Source organism: Acinetobacter sp. Tol 5, assembly GCF_019702905.1.
GTDB lineage: Bacteria > Pseudomonadota > Gammaproteobacteria > Pseudomonadales > Moraxellaceae > Acinetobacter > Acinetobacter bereziniae.
In genome coordinates this window covers 1,723,049-1,745,600 of sequence record NZ_AP024708.1, presented here as the reverse complement: position 1 = coordinate 1,745,600, position 22,552 = coordinate 1,723,049, and the positions used below count along the sequence as shown (strand labels likewise).

Here is a 22,552-nt window from a genome sequence, read left to right as displayed (position 1 = left end):
GATGATAAGATCAAAAAATTATAAAAATTCAAAATAAAAAGCGAATGAAAATGGCTTAAATCGAAGTTTTCCGTTTCTGCTTTTGAATTGTTTGATCTAGGCTGCTCGAAAATTCACGTTTATCACGTTCAGAAATTGGCGGCGGTCCACCTGTTTGTACACCTGCTCCACGCAAAGTATCCATGAAATCACGTAAATGCAGTCGAGCTTTTACATTGGCTGAGGTATACACCTCTCCACGTGGGTGGATTGCAACACCCCCTTTCTCAATAACTTGAGCAGCCAAAGGAATATCTTGAGTAATCACAATATCATGCTCACCCATACGCTCAACAATCTCTTGATCGGCTTGATCAGCACCAGACATCGCCTGAATTGAATTAATTCGAACCGAAGGCGTGATTCCAACAGGTTGATTGGCAACAAAAGTGACTTCGAGTTGGTAACGATCAGAAGCGCGTAAAATCACTTCACGAAGAATTTTAGGAAGTGCATCTGCATCGACCCAAAGTTTAAATGGCAGCACAAAATATCTCTAATCAAGATTTTCAAGTATTTTAGCAAAATGCTTATGGCGTGTCCTATGCTTATTATTTTATTTGTTTGTGCTACCTCAATATCCTATTAATCTTCACAAGAAGATTCTTATATTGTTCATTTAAAATACAACCCGAGCCATTCTTGTCGAAAATTCGCTTTAATCTTCTGGTTTTTCTTATGATTTTACATTTCGTGACTTGAAATTTATACATCATCCTCGATTTAATAGAATAAGAGAGGCATTTAATACGTGAAAATGAACAATCAAAACAGACCTGAAACAATTATCATCGAAGATCAAAATTTTGGTAGCCATGTCGAACATTGGAATCTTTTAACTGAGAATCCAACAACAGAAGTGCCCAAATGGTTAGGTCTTGCTTTAGATGCGCCTGTTATGCCGATGGGTCTATGTTCACAAGAGTGCGATATGGATGTATCAACTTGGCTGATTCAAGGTCCAAATGGCTCTGCTGTGCAATTATGTCAAGTCATCGATGTTGAAAATAATAAGCCTAAAGCCGTCAAAACCGCATTTCCTAGTTTTGAAAGCCCATATCAATTAAATGCTTCTATTGATCGTATTATCACCTGTAAAACCAATACTCAAGCAGTACTGAGTTTAAAAGTTGGAACTAACAGTGTGGTCTACGCCTTTGATAGTTTATACAGTGTCAACAGTCATCAATACCTACAAGATCAGCAGTATAGAGTTCAATTAAATGCATGGGCATATGAACTAGAGAAAGTTTCTGATCATGAACAAATCATTGTTGATGACCCTGCTTCAATCAAACATCATCGTGCATTGAATGATATTCTTTCACAAAACAATGGTGTTGCTCCAGAAAACCTGCAAGAGCAAATCGATGCATGGGAACCCAAATCTGAGGACGATAAAGCTCCTGTAACCGTTGATTTTTCAAAAATGGTAGCATATCTGTACGGTGAAACACTCGGACAAGAAGATGAAGCATGGTTCCAAGGCAAAGTCGTTGGAAAGACCCAAATGCAGTTTATGCAACAAGATTACACACTTTACGATGTGACCTTGATTCTTGAAGAAAATCAACCTGCGATTCTTGTTCGAATTGCAACCAAAGACCCTGCTTATAAAAATTTCGAAATTGGTCAATACATTCGTGGCAATATTTGGATTCAAGCCAATATTTATTCTGCTGCATAAACTTGCATAGCACTAGAAAAAGCATGATGAAGGTCCATCATGCTTTTTTATTACACGTTTTGTAACATTTTTGATATATTGATTTTTTGCTGTTCAATTTTCCTTGTTTTGAATTCAAAATAACGATTTATCCACAATTTAAATTCAAAATGAATTAATCTCCCCCAATTTGTTTGTTAATAAATTAAGCAATATAAGGAATTATTTTAATAATCAAGTGATCCCTATGTTTCTCAAAGTAGAGATTTATGAATTTATAAATAAATTTAAAAACAAACATTTAGACATAAAAATTAATTTATTAAATATCATTGATTTGTGTATAGGCTAAGCTCGTTTAGCATGCATTTCTGCGTATTTTTTCCGATAAAATTTTGAAACAGCCAAAGTTATCCACAAACCATCCACAAAAGTCATATTTTAAATTCATACTGTTTATATTTTTTTAGAGATAATAATTTCTCAAAAATTATAATAATTAGATTTAGCGCTTTATTTAACCAGCCAATTATGTTAAAAATACGACGAACCCGTAGGATTTAACAATAATTTAAAATCTAGGCTCAGTAATGAAAATTATACCTGAACAATCGACTAGTCTAATCAATCAAGTTAGTGGTTTTCACTTACGTTTGGATAAAGGAGCATGTTGCTTTTTTGTTCTGGGTATGTTTTTAGCTGCAATATTGATCCATATATTAGGCATCTTTCCAACGACTTAATGCGCAACATGATCTATTTACATAAAAAATCCCTCTTGATGATGATCAGAGGGATTTTTATTCGCTTTAATCTTCGCCCTTCCTTTCTCTAATCTTGAAGTTAAAGAAAGAATGCCATCTCTAAAAGATGGCATGTTTTTATTCAGAACAGCCTATTAGCCATTACGTTGAGCGAAATCATCCATAAAGTTGACTAATGCCTGTACACCTTCTAAAGGTACAGCATTATAAATACTTGCACGCATTCCACCTACTGAACGGTGACCTGCAAGATTTAATAAATGATTTTCTTCCGCCTCTTTCAGGAACAATTTATCAAGTGCAGCATCAGCCAAGGTAAAAGGTACATTCATGATCGAACGGTTCTGAACTGCGATTGGATTGTTATAAAAATCGCTTGAATCAATATAACCATAAAGCAATTTAGATTTTTCAAGGTTGGTTTTATGCATTGCATCTACACCCCCCTGTTCAAGCAACCACTCAAACACAAGACCAGACAAATACCATGCATAGGTCGCAGGTGTATTGACCATAGAATCATTTTTAGCTTGTGCACCGTATTTCAGTAAACTTGGAATTTCAGGTTTTGCTTGATCCAACAAGTCATCACGAACAATCACCAAAGTTAAACCGGCAGGACCAATATTTTTTTGCGCACCAGCATAAATCAGACCAAACTTTGAAACATCCAGTGGTGCAGATAAAATACTTGATGATAGATCTGAAACTAAAGGTTTATTGGTTTCAGGAATATTGGCAAATTGAATCCCACCAATCGTTTCATTGTCGGCATAATGAACATAAGCAGCATCATCAGACAAATCCCATGTACTTTGTTCAGAGATGGCTAATTTCCCCTCAATTGTTGTACCCGCCTCAACAATATGAATATCACCATAACGTTGCGCTTCTTGAGTAGCCTTTTCAGACCAAATCCCGGTATGGATATAATCTGCTTTTGAGTTTTTGCCCAATAAATTAAGTGGAATTGCGGAGAACTGAAGTGATGCGCCACCTTGCAAGAACAATACTTTGTAGTTCTCAGGAATGTTCATCAATTTACGTAAGTCTGCTTCGGCTTTTTCAGCGACAGCCACATAGTCTTTACTACGGTGGCTCATTTCCATGATGGATAAGCCTTTACCATGCCAATCCAATAACTCAGCTTGAGCTTTTTCTAAAACGGCAGTAGGTAATGCAGCAGGACCAGCACAGAAATTGTACGCGCGCATGATTTTTCCCTTTTATAAAGTGAAACGAATGAAATAGGCGCATTTAACCACAAATCGCCTTTTCTTGCAGTAGCTTTATCAGTCAATATTTCAATGTAATTGCATATTTAGAGCTAAGTTTTCAATAACAAAATTTGAATATTGTTTAAATTTTAGGGATCAAGTAGGTCACTGATTTATATTTTGGTTGTTGCGAACAATAGATGGGCGTTCCATTTAAAGATTCAGCGATACGACAGCTTGCATAGTTTTCAATTGCAACAGGATAAATGAAAGCTTCAAAATTAAAATGTCTTGAAGCCCAATCGGCAATTGCTTTCACGGCTTCTTTTCCATAAGCAAAGCCATGGCGATCTTCTCTAATCCAGATACCTAACTCAGGTCTAGACTGCTTTGCTTGATGAAAGCCAACCAAACCCAAAAATTCATCATTCAATTGATCTCGAATGACAAAAACCCAATCTGACTCATCTTGAATGGTGATTAACCATGTCTGCCAAATATTTTCGAAAGCATTTCGATCTTGAGGTGGGTCCCAGGACATATACTTTGTCAATGTCGGCGTAATGCAGGCATAACACTCATCAGCGTCATCAGAAGTAAACGGTTTTAAACATAATCTTGTTGAACTGATCATATATTTTGATTCTTTAGAGATATTGTTGGTTTGCAATCAAGTAGATGGATATAGCCATAAACCGTCTTAGCTTGTAGTAGACTTATTGGTCAAAATTGCCATGTATTTTAAGTTTATAATCTATAATTCAATCAATTACTACTAGAGTCTGTTGATAATTCGTCTATGTTTGCGACTACACGTGTTTTTTAACTGATACTAGACACGAAATAAGAAATTTTGCCAGTTAATCCTGAATTTAAACCAATAAAATTGACTGGACCAGGGCTATACATCACACTCAAGGTATACAATAAGATTTCCAAAATAGTACTCAACTTCGATCTAAAATAGTTTCAGATCATTAAATTAAGTACTTTAAAATATTTTGTATTGTACGTTTGTGCAGTGCTAATTTTCGTTTTCCACATAGCGCGCAAAATTATCTAATATGGCTTGCCAGCCTGCACGCTGTTGTTCAACAGGGTATACAGTTTCAGGATCAAAGCTTATGCGAACCAATATAGCTTGGTCCTGTTGAGTAAAGGTAATTTCAGCTTGACGCTCTCCAAATGAGTATGCAATTTTTTCATTTGGAATAATCTCTGTATAAGTGCCAGCAAAATCAAAGCCCATACTGCCATCTTTAGCTTCCATACGATTTGAAAACTCGCCACCGATGCGTAAATCATTTTTCGAATTTACCGTATGCCAATCAGGTGAAGCTGTATTCCACTGCTCTATATCCTGAGGGTTATTATAAATACGCCATACCACATCTATAGGCGCCTTAACTAAAGATTCCACGGTAATTTTTGACATTTTGTTCTCCATGATTGTTTTACGATTCGATTGTTATTTAAATATCGCATTAGCGATTATAATTTAATCAACCCTATGTACTGTATAAAACTACAAAACTACACATATTCTTAGGGCTATTTAGATTATTTACTCCAGCCTTTTCCATGTAAAATAGTTTTTAAATTTAGTCAGATGCAAAAGATTATGCTGATCAAATCACAACACCTTAAAAATAGAAAAGCATTATCCAAAACACTTCAACTTTCAACTTTCGGATATGTTTTTTACAGCCTGATCTTGGGGCAAATGAGTTTTGCTGAAAATTTAAGCTACAGCCAAGCAGAACAATATTTACTTGAAAACTCTTATACAACTCAAGCCAGTGACGCTTTAAATCGAGCATCAAAACTTCAAGCTGAGGCTGTAAAAAATATTGGTTTACCACGTGTAGACTTGAATGTCCGTGCTTATAAATTTCATACTGAAACAGACCTTCCATTAAACGGTGTGAAAAATAATCTCGAACAAACCTTATCGCAAGGTGTCAATGAACGTGTTGATCAATGGCAATCAGAACAAAATATTCTTTCCACGATCACGGATCCTTTAAAACAGGGATTAACACAAGGCATTCATAGTGGTATTGGTTTAATTCCAGACACAGCAAACGTTGTATTAGAAGATGAAGTTGTTCGCCCAACAGTTTCAGTAATGATGCCAATTTATACTGGTGGTGTTACATCCAGCACCAAACAAATTGCAAATTTAAAAGCTGAACGTAGCCAGTTGGATGCCAAACAGCAACAAGATACGCAACGTTTTGAAGTGATACAGGCTTATTTTAATGTGCAATTACAACAACAACTTGCAGATGCCAGCCGTTTCAACCTTAAAGCAATGCAACAACACTATGACAATGCCCTCAAACTGGAGAAACAGGGTTTTGTCAGCAAAGGACAGCGCATGCAATTTGAGGTTGCACGAAATAATGCCTTGCGAACTGAACAAAATGCCACAGCGAATTTACAATCCAGTCAGTTTCAACTAAAAAATTTACTCAATAAATCCAGTATAGACCAACTAACAACCCCACTTTTTGTCAATCGTCAACAAAGCCAATCCCTAAATCAATTGCTTGATTCTTATCCTGAAACATCAAGTCTAGTTCGAAAGATGCAGATGGATACACAGTTGGCCAATCAAAATGTCAAAATTCAAAGTGCAACCAAGAAACCTACGTTATTTGCTTTTGGGGAATATAGTTTAGATCACAATCAAAACTGGATTGTAGGAGTTGCTGCCCGTTACAACTTATTCTCAGGCATTGATAAAAATAAAAATGTACAAGCTGCTGAATTGCAGCGATATGCGACTGAATTGATGACTGCACGTACCCAACAAGAGATTGAGAATATTATTTACAAATCTTATAGTGAGTTAAGTACAGCCCAACAATCCAACCAACTTTTACAACAAAATGAACAAGCTGCGCTCGAAAATCTCCGTATTCAGCAATTGTCATTTAAAGAAGATATGGGGACAGCGAGCCAAGTGATTGATGCACAGAATCAATTGAGTGTATTAAAAACTGAAAAAGCACTCAATGCTTATAAATATGTAATGGCTTTGGCGACCCTACTGCAAAGTCATGGCTCAATTTCTCAGTTCAAAGACTATGTTAATCAAACCAACACCGATTTTATTCGATGAAGATGGAGCTAAAAATGTCACAAGAAAATAACCATCAGAATACGCATAATGATTCAACATCAGACGCTAAGGTAAATGCTGAAAGGTCGCATGACAACATCGCCAATACCCAAGCCTCAGATCAAGTTCAGGAACATCAGAACAACTCAAGGTCACAGGATGATCGTGTAACCAATGAGGCTGAAAACTCCACATTATCTCAGTCAACTGACGATCCAGCACAAGTAATTCAGCATTCTACAGTCAAGGAAAATGCCTTTAAAAAAAGAACTGTAATTGCAATTGGTTTGATTATTCTCATCATTCTTATCGGATTGATTGCATTTGGATTATGGAAAAGTTACCAACCTAAAACTGTAGATGTGCAAGGTCGTGTAGAAGCAGAAACACTGCATGTCAGTACCAAAGTGCCCAGTCGAATTGAGGGTATCTTTGTCAGTGATGGACAAAAAGTGAATAAGGGTCAACTTCTAGTTACTCTGAGCAGTCCAGAAATTGAAGCAAAAAAACAGCAGGCTCTTGCCACCCTACAATCAGCTTTGGCATTGCAATCCACAACTGATCGTGGCTCGCAACAAGAAAATATTGATACCCTCTATGCCAATTGGCAAAGTGTAAAGGCACAAGAAAATCTTGCTAAAGCAACCTATCAACGTGGTTCCACTCTTTTTGCTCAGGGCGTAATTTCACGCCAACGCCGTGATGAAATGTTTGCTGCTGCCCAATCCGCCACGCAAATGAGTGAAGCTGCCTATCAACAATATGCGCGTGCCAAACGTGGCAGCACTGCTGAACAAAAATCAGGTGCTGATGCACAAGTTGAGATTGCTAAAGCAGCTGTTGCAGAAGCAAATGCGCTAGAAGCAGAAACCAAACTCTATTCACCTGTGAATGGCACTGTATCTAAAACCTATGGCAAACCATCTGAATTGGTTGCGATTGGTGTCCCTGTGGTGAGTATTATCCAAGATGAAGAAAAATGGGTCAGCTTAAATGTTAGAGAAGATCAATATGCACAGGTTTATCAAGCAAAATCACTCGATGGATTTATACCTGCATTAAACAAAACTATTTCATTTCACATTAAAAACATTGATGCAGAAGGTGAATTTGCAACCATTAAAACCACACGTCAAACAGGCGGTTATGATATTCGTAGTTTCAAAATTAAATTGACGCCTGCTGAAGCATTGCCTGACTTAAAGGTCGGCATGAGTGTGATTTTTAAACTTCAAGAGCATCAATAAATATGTGGGTGAGCATGCGAAGAGAGCTTCGATATCTGTTTACACATAAGTGGGATTTATGCTTAGTCACACTCGCTCCTTTGTTTGTTATTATTTTATTTAGTAGCATGTTTTATGCAGGCAAAGCAGAACATTTACCGATTGCCATTATTGATCAAGATCAAAGTGAGTTAAGTCGTAATATCGAGAAATATCTCAGTCACAACCACACACTTTCGATTTACACCATTTCAAATGATCCAAATCAAGTTGAACACTTAGTAAATCAAACCAAAATTTGGGGTTATGTACATATTCCTGTAGGTGCTGAACAAAGATTGGTACAAGCACAAGATGCGCAAATCAGCATTGCATTTAACCAGTCCTATTTCAGTATCGGAAATGGCATTTCATCTGCAATGTTACTCTCAACAGTTGAAGCAATCGGTGATTTTGCACAACACTCTTATTATCAAAACAAAATTCCTTATGCTGAAATCGCGACACCGAATGTTAAAATCTCACCATTATTTAATCCAAATCTGAGTTATGAGTTCTATCTAGAACCTTTTATGATTCCAGCAATTTTGCACCTCTTGCTTTGTTGTTGCGTTGCTTTTGCAGTTGGTCAAGAACTGAAATACGCAAGTGTTAAGCAATGGGTTCAAGGACGATCTGTCTTTACAGCATTGCTGGCTAAAAATATGCTCTATGTATTGATCTTCTGTTTTTGGACATGGGTCTGGATGTTTTGGCTGGTTGAAATTCGAGGTTGGTTTATTGCTAGAAGTTTATGGATGATCTTGCTTGGACAATTTTTACTTTATACAGCTTATGCCCTAATCAGTAGCACAGTTGTACTTGCAACCAAAAATTTATCTAAAACCTTTGGCTTTATTGCAGTCTATGGCGGTTCTTCTTTGAGTTTTGCAGGTGTCACCCTGCCTTTGAATAATGCCCCTATCTTCACTCAGTTTTGGGCCAATATTATCCCTTATACACCTTATGCAAAATTACAAACTGAACAATGGGTCGTGGGCAGTCCCATTTTTATCTCGATGCTTCCTCTCGGAATTTTAACCATTTATTGTATTTTATATGGTGCAATCTCTACTTTGCTCCTAAAAAAAGTGGTTCAAGGGGCGCAATATGATTAATTTCTTTAAAGCACTCGTTCAACACTATTTTGCCACTTTTAAAAATATAGCGAAAAATTCGTCCATATTGACCACGATGATACTCTCAGTATTTTTTTATAGTTTTTTTTATCCTACTGCCTATAAAGCCCAGACAGCAGAAAACTTACCGATCATTATTGTAGATGAGGAACAAAGCTTTCTCAGTCATGAAATTATTGTCGAAGTTTCTAAAAGCCCCAATGTAGCAATTACAGAAATTACGGGTAATTTTGAACATGCTAAACAAATGGTTCAACAACAAAAAGCCGATGGTATTTTATTGTTGCCTGAGAACTTGTCCAATAGTGTTGTACGAGGCGAAGAAGGCGGTATCGGTTTATATTTAAGTAGTGCTTATTTTCTTAAAACTAAACAAATTGGTTTAGGTCTAGCGACTTCGATTGAAAATACAATTGCAGAGCATGCAGAAAGGTTTGGGAAAATTTCACACTTTCAACCCTCAATTCCTGTTCATCAAATTCCACTATTTAATACTTTATCTGGATATGGCAGTTATATTTTTCCAGCAATTGCACCATTAATTATCCATCAGACCATCGTTTTAGGTTTATGCATGCTGCTTGCTGGTTATCGTGAACAATACTGGCGTGCTACCCTGCCTGAGTTTGTTGCGATTTATTTAGCCGCTTTAACCATCGGTTGTTTGGGTTGTTTTTATTTATTTGGTTTTACCTATTGGCTCAATGATTATCCACGAGGTGGAAACTTTTGGGGAATGCTATTTGCAGTACCTATATTTATTAGCTGTGTGATTGCAATGGCAATGGTTCTAGCAAGTTATCTGGATATTTCAGAACGGGCTGGACATGTTATTGTTTTTACATCAATTCCTTTATTTTTATTATCTGGCGCTGCTTGGCCTTTAGCCGCAATGCCGCATTGGATGCAAGCGTTTGCTCATATTTTACCATCCACACAAGGCATCAATTTGTTTATCCAACTCAATCAAATGGGTGTACCCACTTTCATCGTTATTCCTAAGTTGATCTATCTTGGATCTCTGTTTGCAATTTTGATGATATGGGCTTATCTCCGACTCAGCAAAAGACATAAACAAATAGAATGAATATGTAAAATATAATTTATATAATTAATAAAATTTCACAATAAAATCGAATAATTTAATCAAACTGAATTATTTTTAATCAATTGAACGCATTTTGAATAAAAATATTAGTATTACAGAGTCAAATAGCGTCAGAATACACCATTTTCAAAATACTCTGAATGTTCAGAATCTCCCACCCTAAAGTACCCACATACTTTAGCGGGATTTTTTTTTCATTTTTTTGATAGAGTTTTCTTTTCGCCAAAATCTGAATTTTAAGGGCTCAGTATGAAGAAAATGAGAATTAGCCTAGCTTGGCAAATTGTTATTGCGCTCTTCTTAGGTATCCTTGTTGGTGCATTCTTGCACAACTCTCCTGAACTTCGTAATGACATCGTTGCAAACTTTCTACAACCATTAGGTAAGATTTTTATTAATCTGATCAAAATGATTGTAATCCCACTTGTGCTTTCCATGCTGATTTTAGGGATTGCCAATGCAGGTGACAGTAAAAGTGTCGGTAAATTAGGCTTAAAAACCATTATTTACTTTGAGATTATTACGACCGTTGCCATCATTGTGGGCTTAGTTGCTGCGAATGTATTCCAGCCAGGCGCAGGCATTGATATGTCTACACTGACAACTTCTGATATTTCTCAATATAAAGAAACGACACAGGAAGTAGACCATGAGGGTCATGGTTTAATCAAAATTATTTTATCTGTTATTCCTCCGAATATCTTTGCTGCAATGAGCGATGGGCATATGCTGCCAGTCATCTTCTTTGCAGTGATTTTTGGTATCGGTCTTGGATCATTATCTAAAGAAACCAAACAGCCTTTAATCGATGTATTAAAAGCTGTTTCTGAAACCATGTTTAAAGTGACGCATATGATCATGATGTTTGCACCATTTGGTGTATTCGGTCTGATCGCTGCCACTGTCGCAAACTTTGGTTTCAGTTCATTGGTACCACTGATTAAACTGGCAGTATTGGTTTATGCAGCAATTCTATTCTTTATCTTTATCGTGCTTGGTTTAGTGGCTAAATTCTGTGGCTTTAGTGTTTGGACAATTATTAAAATCTTAAAAGATGAATTGATTCTTGCCTATTCGACCGCAAGCTCTGAAACCGTTTTACCACGTATGATGGAAAAAATGGAAGCTTATGGCGCGCCTAAGTCTATCACCAGTTTCGTTGTACCGATTGGTTATTCATTTAACCTAGATGGTTCTACACTTTACCAAAGTATTGCGGCAATCTTTATTGCTCAACTTTATGGTATTGATTTAACCATCACCCAACAAATTCTTTTAGTAGCTACTCTTATGGTAACTTCTAAAGGGATCGCAGGTGTTCCAGGTGTATCTTTCGTTGTGCTACTAGCTACGCTTCATACTGTAGGAATTCCACTAGAAGGTTTAGCATTTATTGCGGGTATTGACCGTATCTTAGATATGGCACGTACAGTATTAAATGTGATCGGTAACGCACTTGCTGTTCTTGTGATCAGTAAATGGGAAGGCAAATTCGATACTGAAAAACAAAAATCTTATAATTTTGATGCCACATATTAATTTTTTAAGATGAAAAACCACCTCCGGGTGGTTTTTTTATGCCTATAGTCAAACCGTCTAATGATTCATACAAGTACTTTGCGATCAATCATTGATATTCAATAACCTATATACTCCTTAGAAGATTTTGATCATTCATATATTTTGCCCTTTTGAATCATTGATGGTCTTGCTATCGTGAGGCGACATGGATGTCGCCATGTTGAGCGGGGGTATATGAGCAAAAAAACAAAGGATTGCTTTGTTCGCAGCGCAAGCCCCCTGTTAAACGGAAGATTTTTGTTACTTTTCATCTCTGAAAAGCAAAGTATCGCCTGCGCAAAACGGTTTAAACTTTGGAGGTAAAGCTTGGCAGTGCATGCTTTAGGTCATCAAACAATATCTCAATAGCATTCATTTTAGTGATTAAGAGAAATGATATTTTACTGTCTGAATTTTTCATCAAGTTGACTATATTTGTTAAATGCTTAGGAGAGAACAAGCTTTATTATGAGTTATTTATCTTTAAGTATGATAATCAGCATTAATATTTAACATCTTAGCACTGATAAGCATATTGTCTTGATGGTGTATTACCCTGCTTTAAAATAATTTTAATCTGCTCATTTTTAGTGACATCAATAAAATCTTGAGTGATATAGCCTTCTTTTGCCACACATAAATGCCAATCGTAAAACTGCACACCATGAATCATTAGACTTTCAACTTTCCATTGCGCTTGCTTTTCAAAGTTTACGACGCCTATTTGGTTGCTATACTTTTCATCGTATTGGTCATCTATTTTTGCTGGACGCACACTGGTCACTAAGACGACTTTTACATTAGGAATAGCGACTCCCCGTTCATTTACAACATTTACAGTCAGTTGCGGCTTTTGTGTTTTATAAACAGGAAAACATCCTGTTAAAAAGATGAAAAAGGAAATTAAAAGTATAGCTCTATTCATGATTTACCTTGTATAACCACAGCTTAATTTTGAGTTTCCTTGAGGTGTTTCATCTATAGCATTTTCGATATTCCATTCATCACCTACAACCTTACGTAAATGATAAAGTACTGTGGTTGGCTCCCCTCGAAAAACAAAATAATAGACCTTGGATTGCGTATTTGCCAATTGATGTTTTTGTAATGCAATTTTGATTAGCCGAACCCCAAAAACATCAGTATCAACCGCTAAATCATCCTGTTCAGTATGTGCTGTTTTATAATACTGATGACCTTGTATTCCCAGATAAGTATGCCCTCCAATCGTCATCATTTGTTTTGATTTATTTAATATGACCTGCTTTGGTCCATTTGCGCTAAAGTCACGCAATAATCCCGCAATTTTGCTTTCAGGCTTTTGAAAAATCATGTCGCAATTCAAAGCTTTGATGTCAATTAATGATCCAATTTGAACGCCTTGAGCATGCGTAAATTGCCACCCAAAAAGTACTGAAATTGCAAAGATTATTCTTGTCATATCGAAATCCTATTTTATTTACTCTCATTATTTCTTCAGCGCGATAAGCTTGTCTGATATTGAAAATAATATTAATTGTGAAAGTATAGCGTTAAATATTTTTTGAAATAAGATTAACTTTATAAATCATCATGTTTTTTTATCATTTGCATATACTTAGCATCCTTTATAAAAATTATATACAAAAAACCACAATCAAGTGGCTTTTGCGATTAAATGTGAATAAAAGTATTGTTTAAGCAATAAAATATGCGCTCAAAATAATCACTATTTGTAGCAGTAAAACTGCACCAAACCATTTCCATCCTTTTTGGCGAAGGATGACCTTTTCTGCTGTTGAATAATTTACTGTTCTTATCATTTTATCACCTCATTCTTGCTACATGTTGGAACACCTTTGGGGCAAAACATTGGTCTTTTAATAGACAATTTATAACAAGCAAGAAATAAACCAACTCAAAAAATGTAACAAATTATCAATGCATTTATTGATGTTCACTCTAAGCTTCCCAGTAAAATTTTTTTTGTTCTAATGGCAATGAATCAATCAATTTTCTTTGTTGAATCCATTCAATGTGAGGACAACAATAGCCATCCAACTCAGCAATAAAATACTGACCTTTTTGATCTATAAGCTCGACTTGCACATAAAAATAATCCCCATATAACGTTGAGGGCTTTAAAAGATGATCACGATCGAAGTCAATTTTAATCATAGCCAAACTTAAATCAGTCAGAAATTTATGATGAATACTTAAATAATGAACTAAATGTTTAGAGAATTTTTGATGAACTTTCTCTAAAAAAACATCGTTAATATCATGGTGTTGATTCAACAATTTAAAAGTAAAGCTCGATGTATTTAAATGCTTTGCATGGCTATACAATACACCTATACCCCAGAACTCATCATAATCATGATAGCGATTGCTAAACTTATCCAAAATAACTCTTGTCACATCCAATAATCTTTTTTTCATTTTTCATACGTATTCAATATTTTCAAACATCATAAATTAAAAAAGCCCCTTACGGGGCTTTTACAATTCATTGGTATAGATCTAATTAACCAATAAACTTACGTGCATTACGGAACATACGTAACCATGCACCATCTTCAGTCCATTCTTCCGGTTTCCAAGAATGTTGAACTGCACGGAAATTCCGTTCAGGATGTGGCATCATAATCGTTGCACGACCATCTTTTGAAGTTACACCAGAAATCGCTTCAGGCGAGCCATTTGGGTTCAATGGGTATTGTTGAGTTGCATTACCCAAGCTATCAACATAACGTAAAATAACTTGATTACCCGCATTGAGTGAAGCAAAGTTTTCCGCAGAAGTTTCTGCACGACCTTCACCATGTGCAACAGCAATAGGTAAAATAGAACCTTCCATACCTTCTAAAAGAATAGAAGGCGTTTTTTCAACTTTTACATTGACTACACGTGCTTCAAATACTTCTGAAGTATTACGACGGAAACGTGGCCAGTTGTCTGCACCTGGAATCAGTGGTGCAAGCTGTGCCAACATTTGGCAACCATTACAAATACCTACTGAGAAAGTATTGTCACGATTAAAGAATTTTTCAAATTGATCACGCAACTTCGCATTGAACAATACAGATTTAGCCCAACCGCCACCTGCACCTAAAACGTCACCATAAGAGAAGCCACCGCAAGCAACCAAACCTTCAAAATCATCTAAATCAACACGACCTGAAAGTAAATCGCTCATGTGGACATCAACAGTATTGAAGCCGACTTTATCAAATGCAGCAGCCATTTCCACATGACCGTTAACGCCCTGTTCACGTAGAATCATCATGTTTGGACGACGTTCGTTGATATATGGCGCTTCAACAGGTTCATTTAAATCAAATGTTGGTAATGCGATTAAGCCTTTATGCTCACGGTCGCCAATCAATGCAAACTCAGAGTCAGCAGTTTCTACATTATCACGCAAGCGCTGGATTTGATGAGAAACTTCAGTCCAAGCTTGTTGTAATTCAGCACGCTCAAGCACTAGACCATTGACAGTGAGCTGATCAGAATCATCGACTGTACCAACTACAGCAATCGCATCTCTTAAGCTTGAGACTGCAACCTCATCAGCCAAAGTTGCCCAATCTGCTTGAGAAATTTGCAATACTGCACCGATTTCTTCAGCAAATAAGCTTTCATTCGTTTGGTTTTCAAGTGACACACCTAAGCGTGAAGCAAACATCATTTCAGCAACAGTTGCCAATAGACCACCATCACCAATGTCATGATAAGCCTTGATTAAACAACGGTTATTCCAGTCTTGCACTAAAGCAAAGAATGCTTTGAAATCGTCAAAACTGTCAACATCTGGCGTTACAGAACCAATTGCTTTATATACCTGAGCAAGAATCGAACCGCCTAAACGGAACTGACCTTTAGATAAATCAATACGGACTAAAACGGAATCTTCATTTTTCAATTCAGGGGTTAATGTTTTACGCACATCTAATACAGGTGCAAATGCAGTGATCACACCTGACATTGGTGAAGTGACTGATTTATCTTCACCTTGATCATTCCAAGTGGTACGCATAGACAGTGAGTCTTTACCGACGGGGATCGCAATACCCAAGGCAGGACACATTTCCATACCAATGGCTTTTACACCTTCAAATAATGCTTGATCTTCACCTTTTTGACCTGCTGCCGCCATCCAGTTTGCTGATAATTTAATATCGCTCATCTGTTCAATATTGGCACACATGATATTACTGATTGCTTCGGCAACTGCTAAACGTGCAGAAGCGGCAGGATTTAACAATGCGACTGGTGGACGCTCCCCCATTGCCATTGCTTCACCTGTATAACCTTGCAAACTGGTTGTGGTTACTGCGGCATCGGCAACAGGAACTTGCCAGCGACCCACCATTTGATCACGTGCAACCATACCTGTGATCGAACGGTCACCAATGGTGATCAGGAATGATTTAGACGCAACAGTTGGATTTTTCAATACGCGGAAAATTGCATCTTTCAAGTCAACTTGGGAAGCATCGAATGCATTACCTTTACGTTCAATCGTTTCATATGAACGGCTCATACGTGGTGTACCACCAAGCATGACTTGCATTGGCATATCCACTGCTTTGTTATCAAACAATGGATCATTGACAGTAAGTTGACGTGCTTCTGTTGCTTCCCCTAATACTGCAAATGGGCAACGTTCGCGTGCGCAGATTGATTCAAACAACTCTAATGATTCAGGTTTGATTGCCAACACATAACGTTCTTGTGCTTCGTTTGACCAGATTTCCATTGGCGACATGCCTGGTTCTAGTGATGGAATCTTACGAAGATCAAGAATTGCACCTAATTCATGGTCGTTGACCAATTCAGGCATTGCATTGGAAATACCGCCAGCACCAACATCATGCACAGATACGATCGGGTTGAAATCTTCCATTCTCCAACATGCATCGATCACTTCTTGACAACGACGTTCCATTTCTGGGTTTTCACGTTGAACCGAGGCAAAATCTAGATTTTCACCCAATTTACCGCTGTCTACAGAAGATGCTGCACCACCGCCTAAGCCGATCAGCATTGCAGGACCGCCTAAGACAATCAGTAAATCACCTGGTTGAATCGCATCTTTTTCGACATGATCAGGGCGAATGTTACCGTAACCGCCTGCAATCATGATCGGTTTATGGAAACCTTTTACCTCACCATTTACTTTTTGTTCAAAAGTACGGAAGTAACCATTAAGTGCTGGACGACCAAATTCATTATTGAATGCAGCACCACCCAATGGACCATCAATCATGATTTGAAGTGGTGAAGCCATACGTGATGGTTTACCGTAATTCTCTTCCCAAGGTTGTTCAAAACCAGGAATATTCAGGTTAGACACTGTAAAGCCTGTTAAACCAGCTTTTGGTTTACCACCACGACCAGTTGCACCTTCATCACGAATTTCACCACCTGAACCTGTTGCCGCGCCAGCAAATGGTGCGATTGCAGTTGGATGGTTATGGGTTTCCACTTTCATTAAGATGTGTGCAGCTTGGCTCTTATATTTATAAACATAATGCCCAGTTGCTTCATCTTTTTTAGGATAAAAACGTTGCGTATCAAAACCAACAATCACCGATGCATTATCTTTATAGGCTGATAATACGTCTGTCGGAGATTCTTTATAGGTATTTTTAATCATTTGGAACAATGACAATGGTTGTTTTTCACCATCAATTGTCCATTCAGAACCAAAAATTTTGTGACGACAGTGTTCTGAGTTTGCTTGCGCAAACATCATCAACTCGATGTCGTGTGGGTTACGACCTAATTTATTAAATGCTGCTGTTAAATAATCAATTTCTTCATCTGATAATGCAAAACCGAATTCAGAGTTCGCTTTAACCAGTGCATCTTTACCTTGACCTAAGATATCAATTGAGTTTAACGGCTTAGGTGCAGTTTCTGAGAACAATGCGGATGCATCATCAATTTTATTGAAAACGCTTTCTGTCATACGGTCATGTAAAACTTGTTTCACTTCTTCAGATACTTCAGAAATACCCTTTAAAGTAAACAAAACACCGCGTTCTAAGCGGTGTACAGGCGTATTACAATTGGCAAAAATATCGGTTGCCTTAGACGACCACGGCGAAATTGTACCGACACGTGGTGTGACTAAAATCTGTACTTCATCACTGGTTGCCTGATGTAGTTCAAACGATGCACCATCGTTTAAAAGCTGTAAAGCAGATTGCTGTTGTTGCTCGTTGAGCGCTTGGTCGAAAAGGTAAACCCATTGGCTTTCTATTGATTGAACAGAACTGATTGACGCAAGGCGTGTTAATAGTTGTGTTTGCTTAAAAGAAGAGTGTGCAGGTGCACCGGCAACGATAAACATGCTGTTTTTGGCTCCACGGGCAGGCTTTGGCAACCTACCTCAATGTGACTTGAAGAGAGCGCATATTCTACTGTGAAAGCAAGATTTCAGCTAGTCATATCCAACTTAAAAAATACTGAAATCTTGCTTTTAAACATTCGATTTACTTTGACTTTCGTCTTTAAACATGATTCGTAACAATTGAATTATTGAGCACTATATGTGTAGTCCCCTGTTTTCGGATCTTCTTTTACGATGATTCCACTTTTTTGATAAAAAACTTTTCCACATGAAATATCTGGTTCAATTTCCCCATCAATTGCATAGGACAATTCAACATTTACATGTCTTAAATCGGGATTTTTGGACACAGAATCTATAAAAAATACATCTAAACTTTCCATGTTATAGCAAACATAAATTTTTTCAGGATGTGCGTTTTTATTCAGATCAAATGTATAAAGGTGGTCTGCTGTTTCTGTCATCCTGTCTAATTTGAGGGCAACCGTATTCACTAGATCACCATCATGATCTATCGCATAAGCATATTTTGCTGCTTCATTTTGATAACCTTCATTGCAGTTTTTTATTGGTTGTCCAATTTTTACTTTGCTTGGCGTAATATCCTCTGCAGTAAATTTAGATTTTCCATTCAACATACTGCTCGGTATGATGCTCCAATACACTTTTCCTTGTGCATCTGGATCATCTGTCCAGATACAATTATTGGTTAGATGACCATCTGAGGTTTTCTGAAAAGCAAAAGTTGCTAAAGCTTGATCTGCTGGTTCAGGCTTCACGGGAATGCTTTCTTCGATTTCAAATTTACTTTCTTCGGTTTTTTTCTGAGTTTCAATTTGTTTATTTTGGCTGCTTAAGTTTTTATCAGTTTGATTACATCCTGACAAAAAAATTATGAATAGCAATATAAATTTATTATTCACTGAATACCCTTCATTATTTTGCGTTGCTCTAACAACATACGTTGCATAGTCGGCGAATCATAGCTATAAATCCCTAAGTTTGGATCAAATTCCACTCTATTTATCTGATTTTTATCTTCCAATTTATAGTTAGAAAAAATAAATTTATTACCTTTATATTGGATCTTTATTGGATAATATGACTGGTCTTTTACAGGAATAAAAGAAAGTTTTGAATCAAACTTGTGCGCTTTAGGTCTATACAACATTTCTGTTGTGTCCTCACTCGCATTTGAGACTAAATAGCTCCGTAGAAACTCATCCTCTTTCAGACTTAAGACGTACCAATCTGAGTACTGCGCTCCATTATTTGTTATAGCATATAATCTGAAAAAACTTCCCTTTCTATCTGCGCCAATTAACCTAATATTTGAAGCAATTTCAGGTACACTCAACTTACTTAGGGAGATTTCAAAGCCTTCATAAGAATCAATGCCTTCATAATTTATTGGTGTTCGAGTAACCAATTGATATTTTCCAGTTTTTAATTGCTTAAATAGATAAAGTTCCAATTTAGGATCTGTAATGCGTATTTCTCGTCCAGTACCGTTCATTTCAAATATTTCGACTGGAAGTAAAAAACGCTTTTCCTTTTTTATATTTTTGAATTTAATAACTTTATGGGGGAAAACGACGATATTTTTCTCAATGAGTTTTTTACCCTCAACACAATTACATTTTTCATAGTATTTATATTCAACAGCAGTAAATAACTTTGTATTTGAATGTGAAAATTGTGAATCATTCATTTGTACAATCTCAAAAGGATACAAAGTTTTAACTATATTCTTGAGTTCAAAACTTTCTAATTCTATTTGTTTCATCTCATCTGAATTAAATACCTGATTTTGCCCAGTTTGCTTGTGAGGATAAAATGTGTAATCAATTATTGTACGTTCTTCAAATGAGCGTAGCCCCAATGCATTTTCGGTAGTAGAAATTTCTTTTGAAGGATCAATAATAGAATAGTCTTTAGCATGGGCATAAATGATTGCTAAACATAAAATAACCACAAAACTTATGAATTGATTTATTAAAGTCATTTACTAAACCTAATTATTTATCATTTATAAATCATAATTTTAGCATTTATTTTTTAAATTACTCAATCACTGTAAAATTAAAGTCAAATTGGTAATACTCTTATTTTTAGTTAATTTAATAAATAGAAAGCCAAAGTCCCTATAATTGTTTAAATTTAGGTGGTTTACCAGATATAGGTCATTCTGATTGCATCCTGCTATGTTTCTCATATGAAAATAAATCAACAACATGACAACTTATGTCGCCCGCCTCTAGTACATCTTTCATAAATTTGGCATCATACAATTAACGAAAAAATGATAAATGATAAATGACTCAAATGCGTTGGTTAGAACTTCTCTCAACTGTTCGTTTAGGAAGTAAGAAACAAAGTACAGAACAAGCACGAAGCCCTTTTCATAAAGACTATGACCGCATTATATTTTCACAAAGTTTTAGACAACTGAATCGTAAAACTCAAGTCCATCCACTGACTCAACACGATGGTATCCATACACGACTCACGCACTCTCTAGAAGTTTCATGTATTGGTCGTTCATTGGGTATGCTGGCAGCCGAAAAAATACAAAAAGAACTTCCAATCTGGATTTCCCCAGCCGATGTTGGCGCAATCATACAAGCAGCATGTTTAGCACATGATATTGGTAATCCACCTTTTGGGCATGCTGGTGAATATGCCATTCGCGAATGGTTTGACGATGCAGCACATACTGATTTTTTAAAAGACTTAAGTCCTGAACAACAAGCAGATGTTCGTCAGTTTGAGGGTAATGCGCAAGGATTACGTTTGCTGACCAAAATTGACTACCATCCTCATGATGGAGGAATGCGCTTAACTTACGCAACGTTAGGAGCTTACTTAAAGTATCCGTGGTTATCCCAAACCATAGAATCTCAAGGTAATACACCTGCTAGTAAACGGGCAAAATTTGGCTGTTATCAAGCTGAGAAAGAAATCCTCAAACAAATTGCAGACCAACTTGGCTTAATTCAATTAGGTGAATATCGCTGGTGTCGCCATCCTTTAACCTATTTATTAGAAGCTGCAGATGATATTTGCTATGCCTTAATTGATTTAGAAGACGGGATTATTCTCAACATGCTTTCTTATGAAGAAGTTGAACCTATTTTTCTTGATTTATTAGGAGATTTTGGTATACCTGCTGAATTAAATATGCCCTACACCACTTGGCAACAAAAGATTGCAGCATTACGTGGTCGTGTGATGAAACGTTTGGTTGAAGAAGTCACGACTGCTTTTGCAAAGCAACATTTCCAAATTATATCAGGACAACTCAAAGGCTCTTTATTGCAATACTGTTCTGAAGATATTGAACTGGGAATAGATCGTGCCAAAAACCTCGCTCGTGAAAAGATCTTTGAACATCCACAAAAGTCAGGGTTGGAAATTATTGCACATCAAAGCCTGCAACATATCTTAGATGCATTTATTCCACTGACCACACCACATAAAACTTTAAGTTTTAAAGATGGCCGCTTGATGTCCATTTTAGAACGTTTTGGCGCACGCTTTAGTGATAACCACTATGACAATATTATGCAAGTTCTTGATATTGTCAGTAAGTTCTCAGATCACCAAGCCTATAATTTGGCGCAAGAACTTCAAGGGAATAAGGTAGGTTTTTTCTGATGACATCACGCTATATTGATGATGGGGTGTATAAATCTCAGTTTATTTTTGCCGATCAATGGGTGCATTGCCCTGACTGCGAAACCCCAGGAATCATCCATTATCAAAAGTTAGACAAAACAACGTTCAGTTGTGAATGCACTTCGCATTTTGTATTTACGTGTCGTAAATGCAACCGTCACTTAGACAGTCATTCTAAAGAATACAATAAAGAATTTAATGGTCATTACTATGTTTATGTTACCGAACGCTGTCATTTTTGTGGTGGAACTCAACTCAGTGTAAACCAGAAAATATATCATCTTAAAAATCCAGTGACACATGTAAAGGCAATTTGTCCTATATGCAATAAGACTTCTCAACTCAGCGTAAAACCACGAGATATCGACTATGCCAACGCAAATCGACTTAAGCATACGCAATTTGGGCTTAAACTGTATTTGACTGCTCATACCCGACTTGGCAATCTCTACATACACAATCCTGAGCATTTACAAGTACTCAAATCCTTTATTCTCGCTGATTTACGTGAAAGAACACAACATACAGGAAATTCCAGTTATTTTTCTCGCTTACCTGCTTGGATAAAATCTGCACGAAATCGTAAAGAAATCCTCAAAGCAATTTTGCGTTTAGAGCAAATGGCATCTACTATTCAACCATGAACAAA

The 22,552-nt window shown here is 36.7% G+C and carries 19 protein-coding genes and 1 pseudogene; 8 read left to right on the top strand and 12 right to left on the bottom strand.

Features of this window, described 5'->3' with window-relative positions; translation table 11 throughout:
• Positions 1-55: 55 nt before the first annotated feature.
• Positions 56-526, bottom strand: a complete 471-nt coding sequence (locus TOL5_RS08040; protein ID WP_004824594.1) for a YaiI/YqxD family protein — start codon at positions 524-526, stop codon at positions 56-58.
• Positions 527-796: 270 nt separating this feature from the next.
• On the opposite strand from TOL5_RS08040, the gene TOL5_RS08035 reads away from it, so the two are divergent.
• Positions 797-1,726, top strand: a complete 930-nt coding sequence (locus TOL5_RS08035; RefSeq protein WP_010591375.1) for a hypothetical protein — start codon at positions 797-799, stop codon at positions 1,724-1,726.
• 877 nt (positions 1,727-2,603) lie between these two features.
• On the opposite strand, the gene serC is transcribed toward TOL5_RS08035, so the two are convergent.
• From serC to TOL5_RS08015, 4 genes and pseudogenes are all read right to left on the bottom strand, one after another.
• Positions 2,604-3,683 (bottom strand): 3-phosphoserine/phosphohydroxythreonine transaminase, encoded by a 1,080-nt coding sequence (gene serC / locus TOL5_RS08030; protein ID WP_005032331.1) that lies wholly within the window; start codon positions 3,681-3,683, stop codon positions 2,604-2,606.
• A gap of 145 nt (positions 3,684-3,828) precedes the next feature.
• Positions 3,829-4,320, bottom strand: coding sequence for a GNAT family N-acetyltransferase (locus tag TOL5_RS08025; RefSeq protein ID WP_121774651.1), 492 nt, complete (start codon positions 4,318-4,320; stop codon positions 3,829-3,831).
• A gap of 218 nt (positions 4,321-4,538) precedes the next feature.
• Positions 4,539-4,625, bottom strand: a pseudogene (locus tag TOL5_RS08020) (LysE family translocator); the annotation flags it as partial.
• 85 nt (positions 4,626-4,710) lie between these two features.
• A complete protein-coding gene (locus tag TOL5_RS08015) occupies positions 4,711-5,121 on the bottom strand; it encodes an SRPBCC domain-containing protein (RefSeq protein ID WP_004824604.1) in 411 nt (136 codons plus the stop codon).
• 186 nt (positions 5,122-5,307) lie between these two features.
• Here TOL5_RS08015 and TOL5_RS08010 point away from each other — a divergent pair, with 186 nt between their 5' ends.
• From TOL5_RS08010 to gltP, 5 genes are all read left to right on the top strand, one after another.
• Positions 5,308-6,813, top strand: a complete 1,506-nt coding sequence (locus tag TOL5_RS08010; RefSeq protein WP_121774652.1) for a TolC family protein — start codon at positions 5,308-5,310, stop codon at positions 6,811-6,813.
• A gap of 14 nt (positions 6,814-6,827) precedes the next feature.
• Positions 6,828-8,060, top strand: coding sequence for an HlyD family secretion protein (locus TOL5_RS08005; protein WP_121774653.1), 1,233 nt, complete (start codon positions 6,828-6,830; stop codon positions 8,058-8,060).
• A 2-nt stretch (positions 8,061-8,062) separates the two neighbouring features.
• Complete coding sequence (locus TOL5_RS08000) at positions 8,063-9,196, top strand: ABC transporter permease (RefSeq protein WP_121774654.1); 1,134 nt, start codon at positions 8,063-8,065, stop codon at positions 9,194-9,196.
• Positions 9,189-10,304, top strand: coding sequence for an ABC transporter permease (locus tag TOL5_RS07995; RefSeq protein WP_058967428.1), 1,116 nt, complete (start codon positions 9,189-9,191; stop codon positions 10,302-10,304). Before TOL5_RS08000 ends, TOL5_RS07995 begins: the two co-directional genes overlap by 8 nt.
• A gap of 270 nt (positions 10,305-10,574) precedes the next feature.
• Complete coding sequence (gltP, locus tag TOL5_RS07990) at positions 10,575-11,864, top strand: glutamate/aspartate:proton symporter GltP (RefSeq protein ID WP_121774655.1); 1,290 nt, start codon at positions 10,575-10,577, stop codon at positions 11,862-11,864.
• A gap of 538 nt (positions 11,865-12,402) precedes the next feature.
• Here the strand turns inward: gltP and TOL5_RS07985 are convergent.
• From TOL5_RS07985 to TOL5_RS07960, 7 genes are all read right to left on the bottom strand, one after another.
• The gene (locus tag TOL5_RS07985) at positions 12,403-12,810 is read right to left on the bottom strand and encodes a hypothetical protein (RefSeq protein WP_121774656.1); all 408 of its coding nucleotides are present in this window, start codon (positions 12,808-12,810) and stop codon (positions 12,403-12,405) included.
• 3 nt (positions 12,811-12,813) lie between these two features.
• Positions 12,814-13,326, bottom strand: a complete 513-nt coding sequence (locus TOL5_RS07980; RefSeq protein WP_121774657.1) for a hypothetical protein — start codon at positions 13,324-13,326, stop codon at positions 12,814-12,816.
• Between the two features lie 235 nt (positions 13,327-13,561).
• Entirely contained in the window at positions 13,562-13,687 is a 126-nt protein-coding gene (locus TOL5_RS22610; protein ID WP_009584508.1) for a KGW motif small protein, read from the bottom strand.
• Between the two features lie 139 nt (positions 13,688-13,826).
• Positions 13,827-14,306: a hypothetical protein gene (locus TOL5_RS07975; RefSeq protein ID WP_042086852.1), complete on the bottom strand. Its 480-nt coding sequence runs from the start codon at positions 14,304-14,306 to the stop codon at positions 13,827-13,829.
• Between the two features lie 85 nt (positions 14,307-14,391).
• Positions 14,392-18,225 (bottom strand): phosphoribosylformylglycinamidine synthase, encoded by a 3,834-nt coding sequence (gene purL, locus TOL5_RS07970; protein ID WP_121774665.1) that lies wholly within the window; start codon positions 18,223-18,225, stop codon positions 14,392-14,394.
• Positions 18,226-18,410: 185 nt separating this feature from the next.
• A complete protein-coding gene (locus TOL5_RS07965) occupies positions 18,411-19,148 on the bottom strand; it encodes a hypothetical protein (RefSeq protein ID WP_121774658.1) in 738 nt (245 codons plus the stop codon).
• Positions 19,145-20,230 carry a hypothetical protein gene (locus TOL5_RS07960; RefSeq protein ID WP_121774659.1) on the bottom strand — a complete coding sequence of 362 codons (1,086 nt, stop codon included), beginning with the start codon at positions 20,228-20,230 and terminating at the stop codon, positions 19,145-19,147. The genes TOL5_RS07965 and TOL5_RS07960 overlap by 4 nt, the downstream gene beginning before the upstream one ends.
• A gap of 311 nt (positions 20,231-20,541) precedes the next feature.
• On the opposite strand from TOL5_RS07960, the gene TOL5_RS07955 reads away from it, so the two are divergent.
• The gene (locus TOL5_RS07955; RefSeq protein WP_199934814.1) at positions 20,542-21,882 is read left to right on the top strand and encodes a deoxyguanosinetriphosphate triphosphohydrolase; all 1,341 of its coding nucleotides are present in this window, start codon (positions 20,542-20,544) and stop codon (positions 21,880-21,882) included.
• Positions 21,882-22,547 (top strand): hypothetical protein, encoded by a 666-nt coding sequence (locus tag TOL5_RS07950; protein WP_121774661.1) that lies wholly within the window; start codon positions 21,882-21,884, stop codon positions 22,545-22,547. The genes TOL5_RS07955 and TOL5_RS07950 overlap by 1 nt, the downstream gene beginning before the upstream one ends.
• Positions 22,548-22,552: the final 5 nt, after the last annotated feature.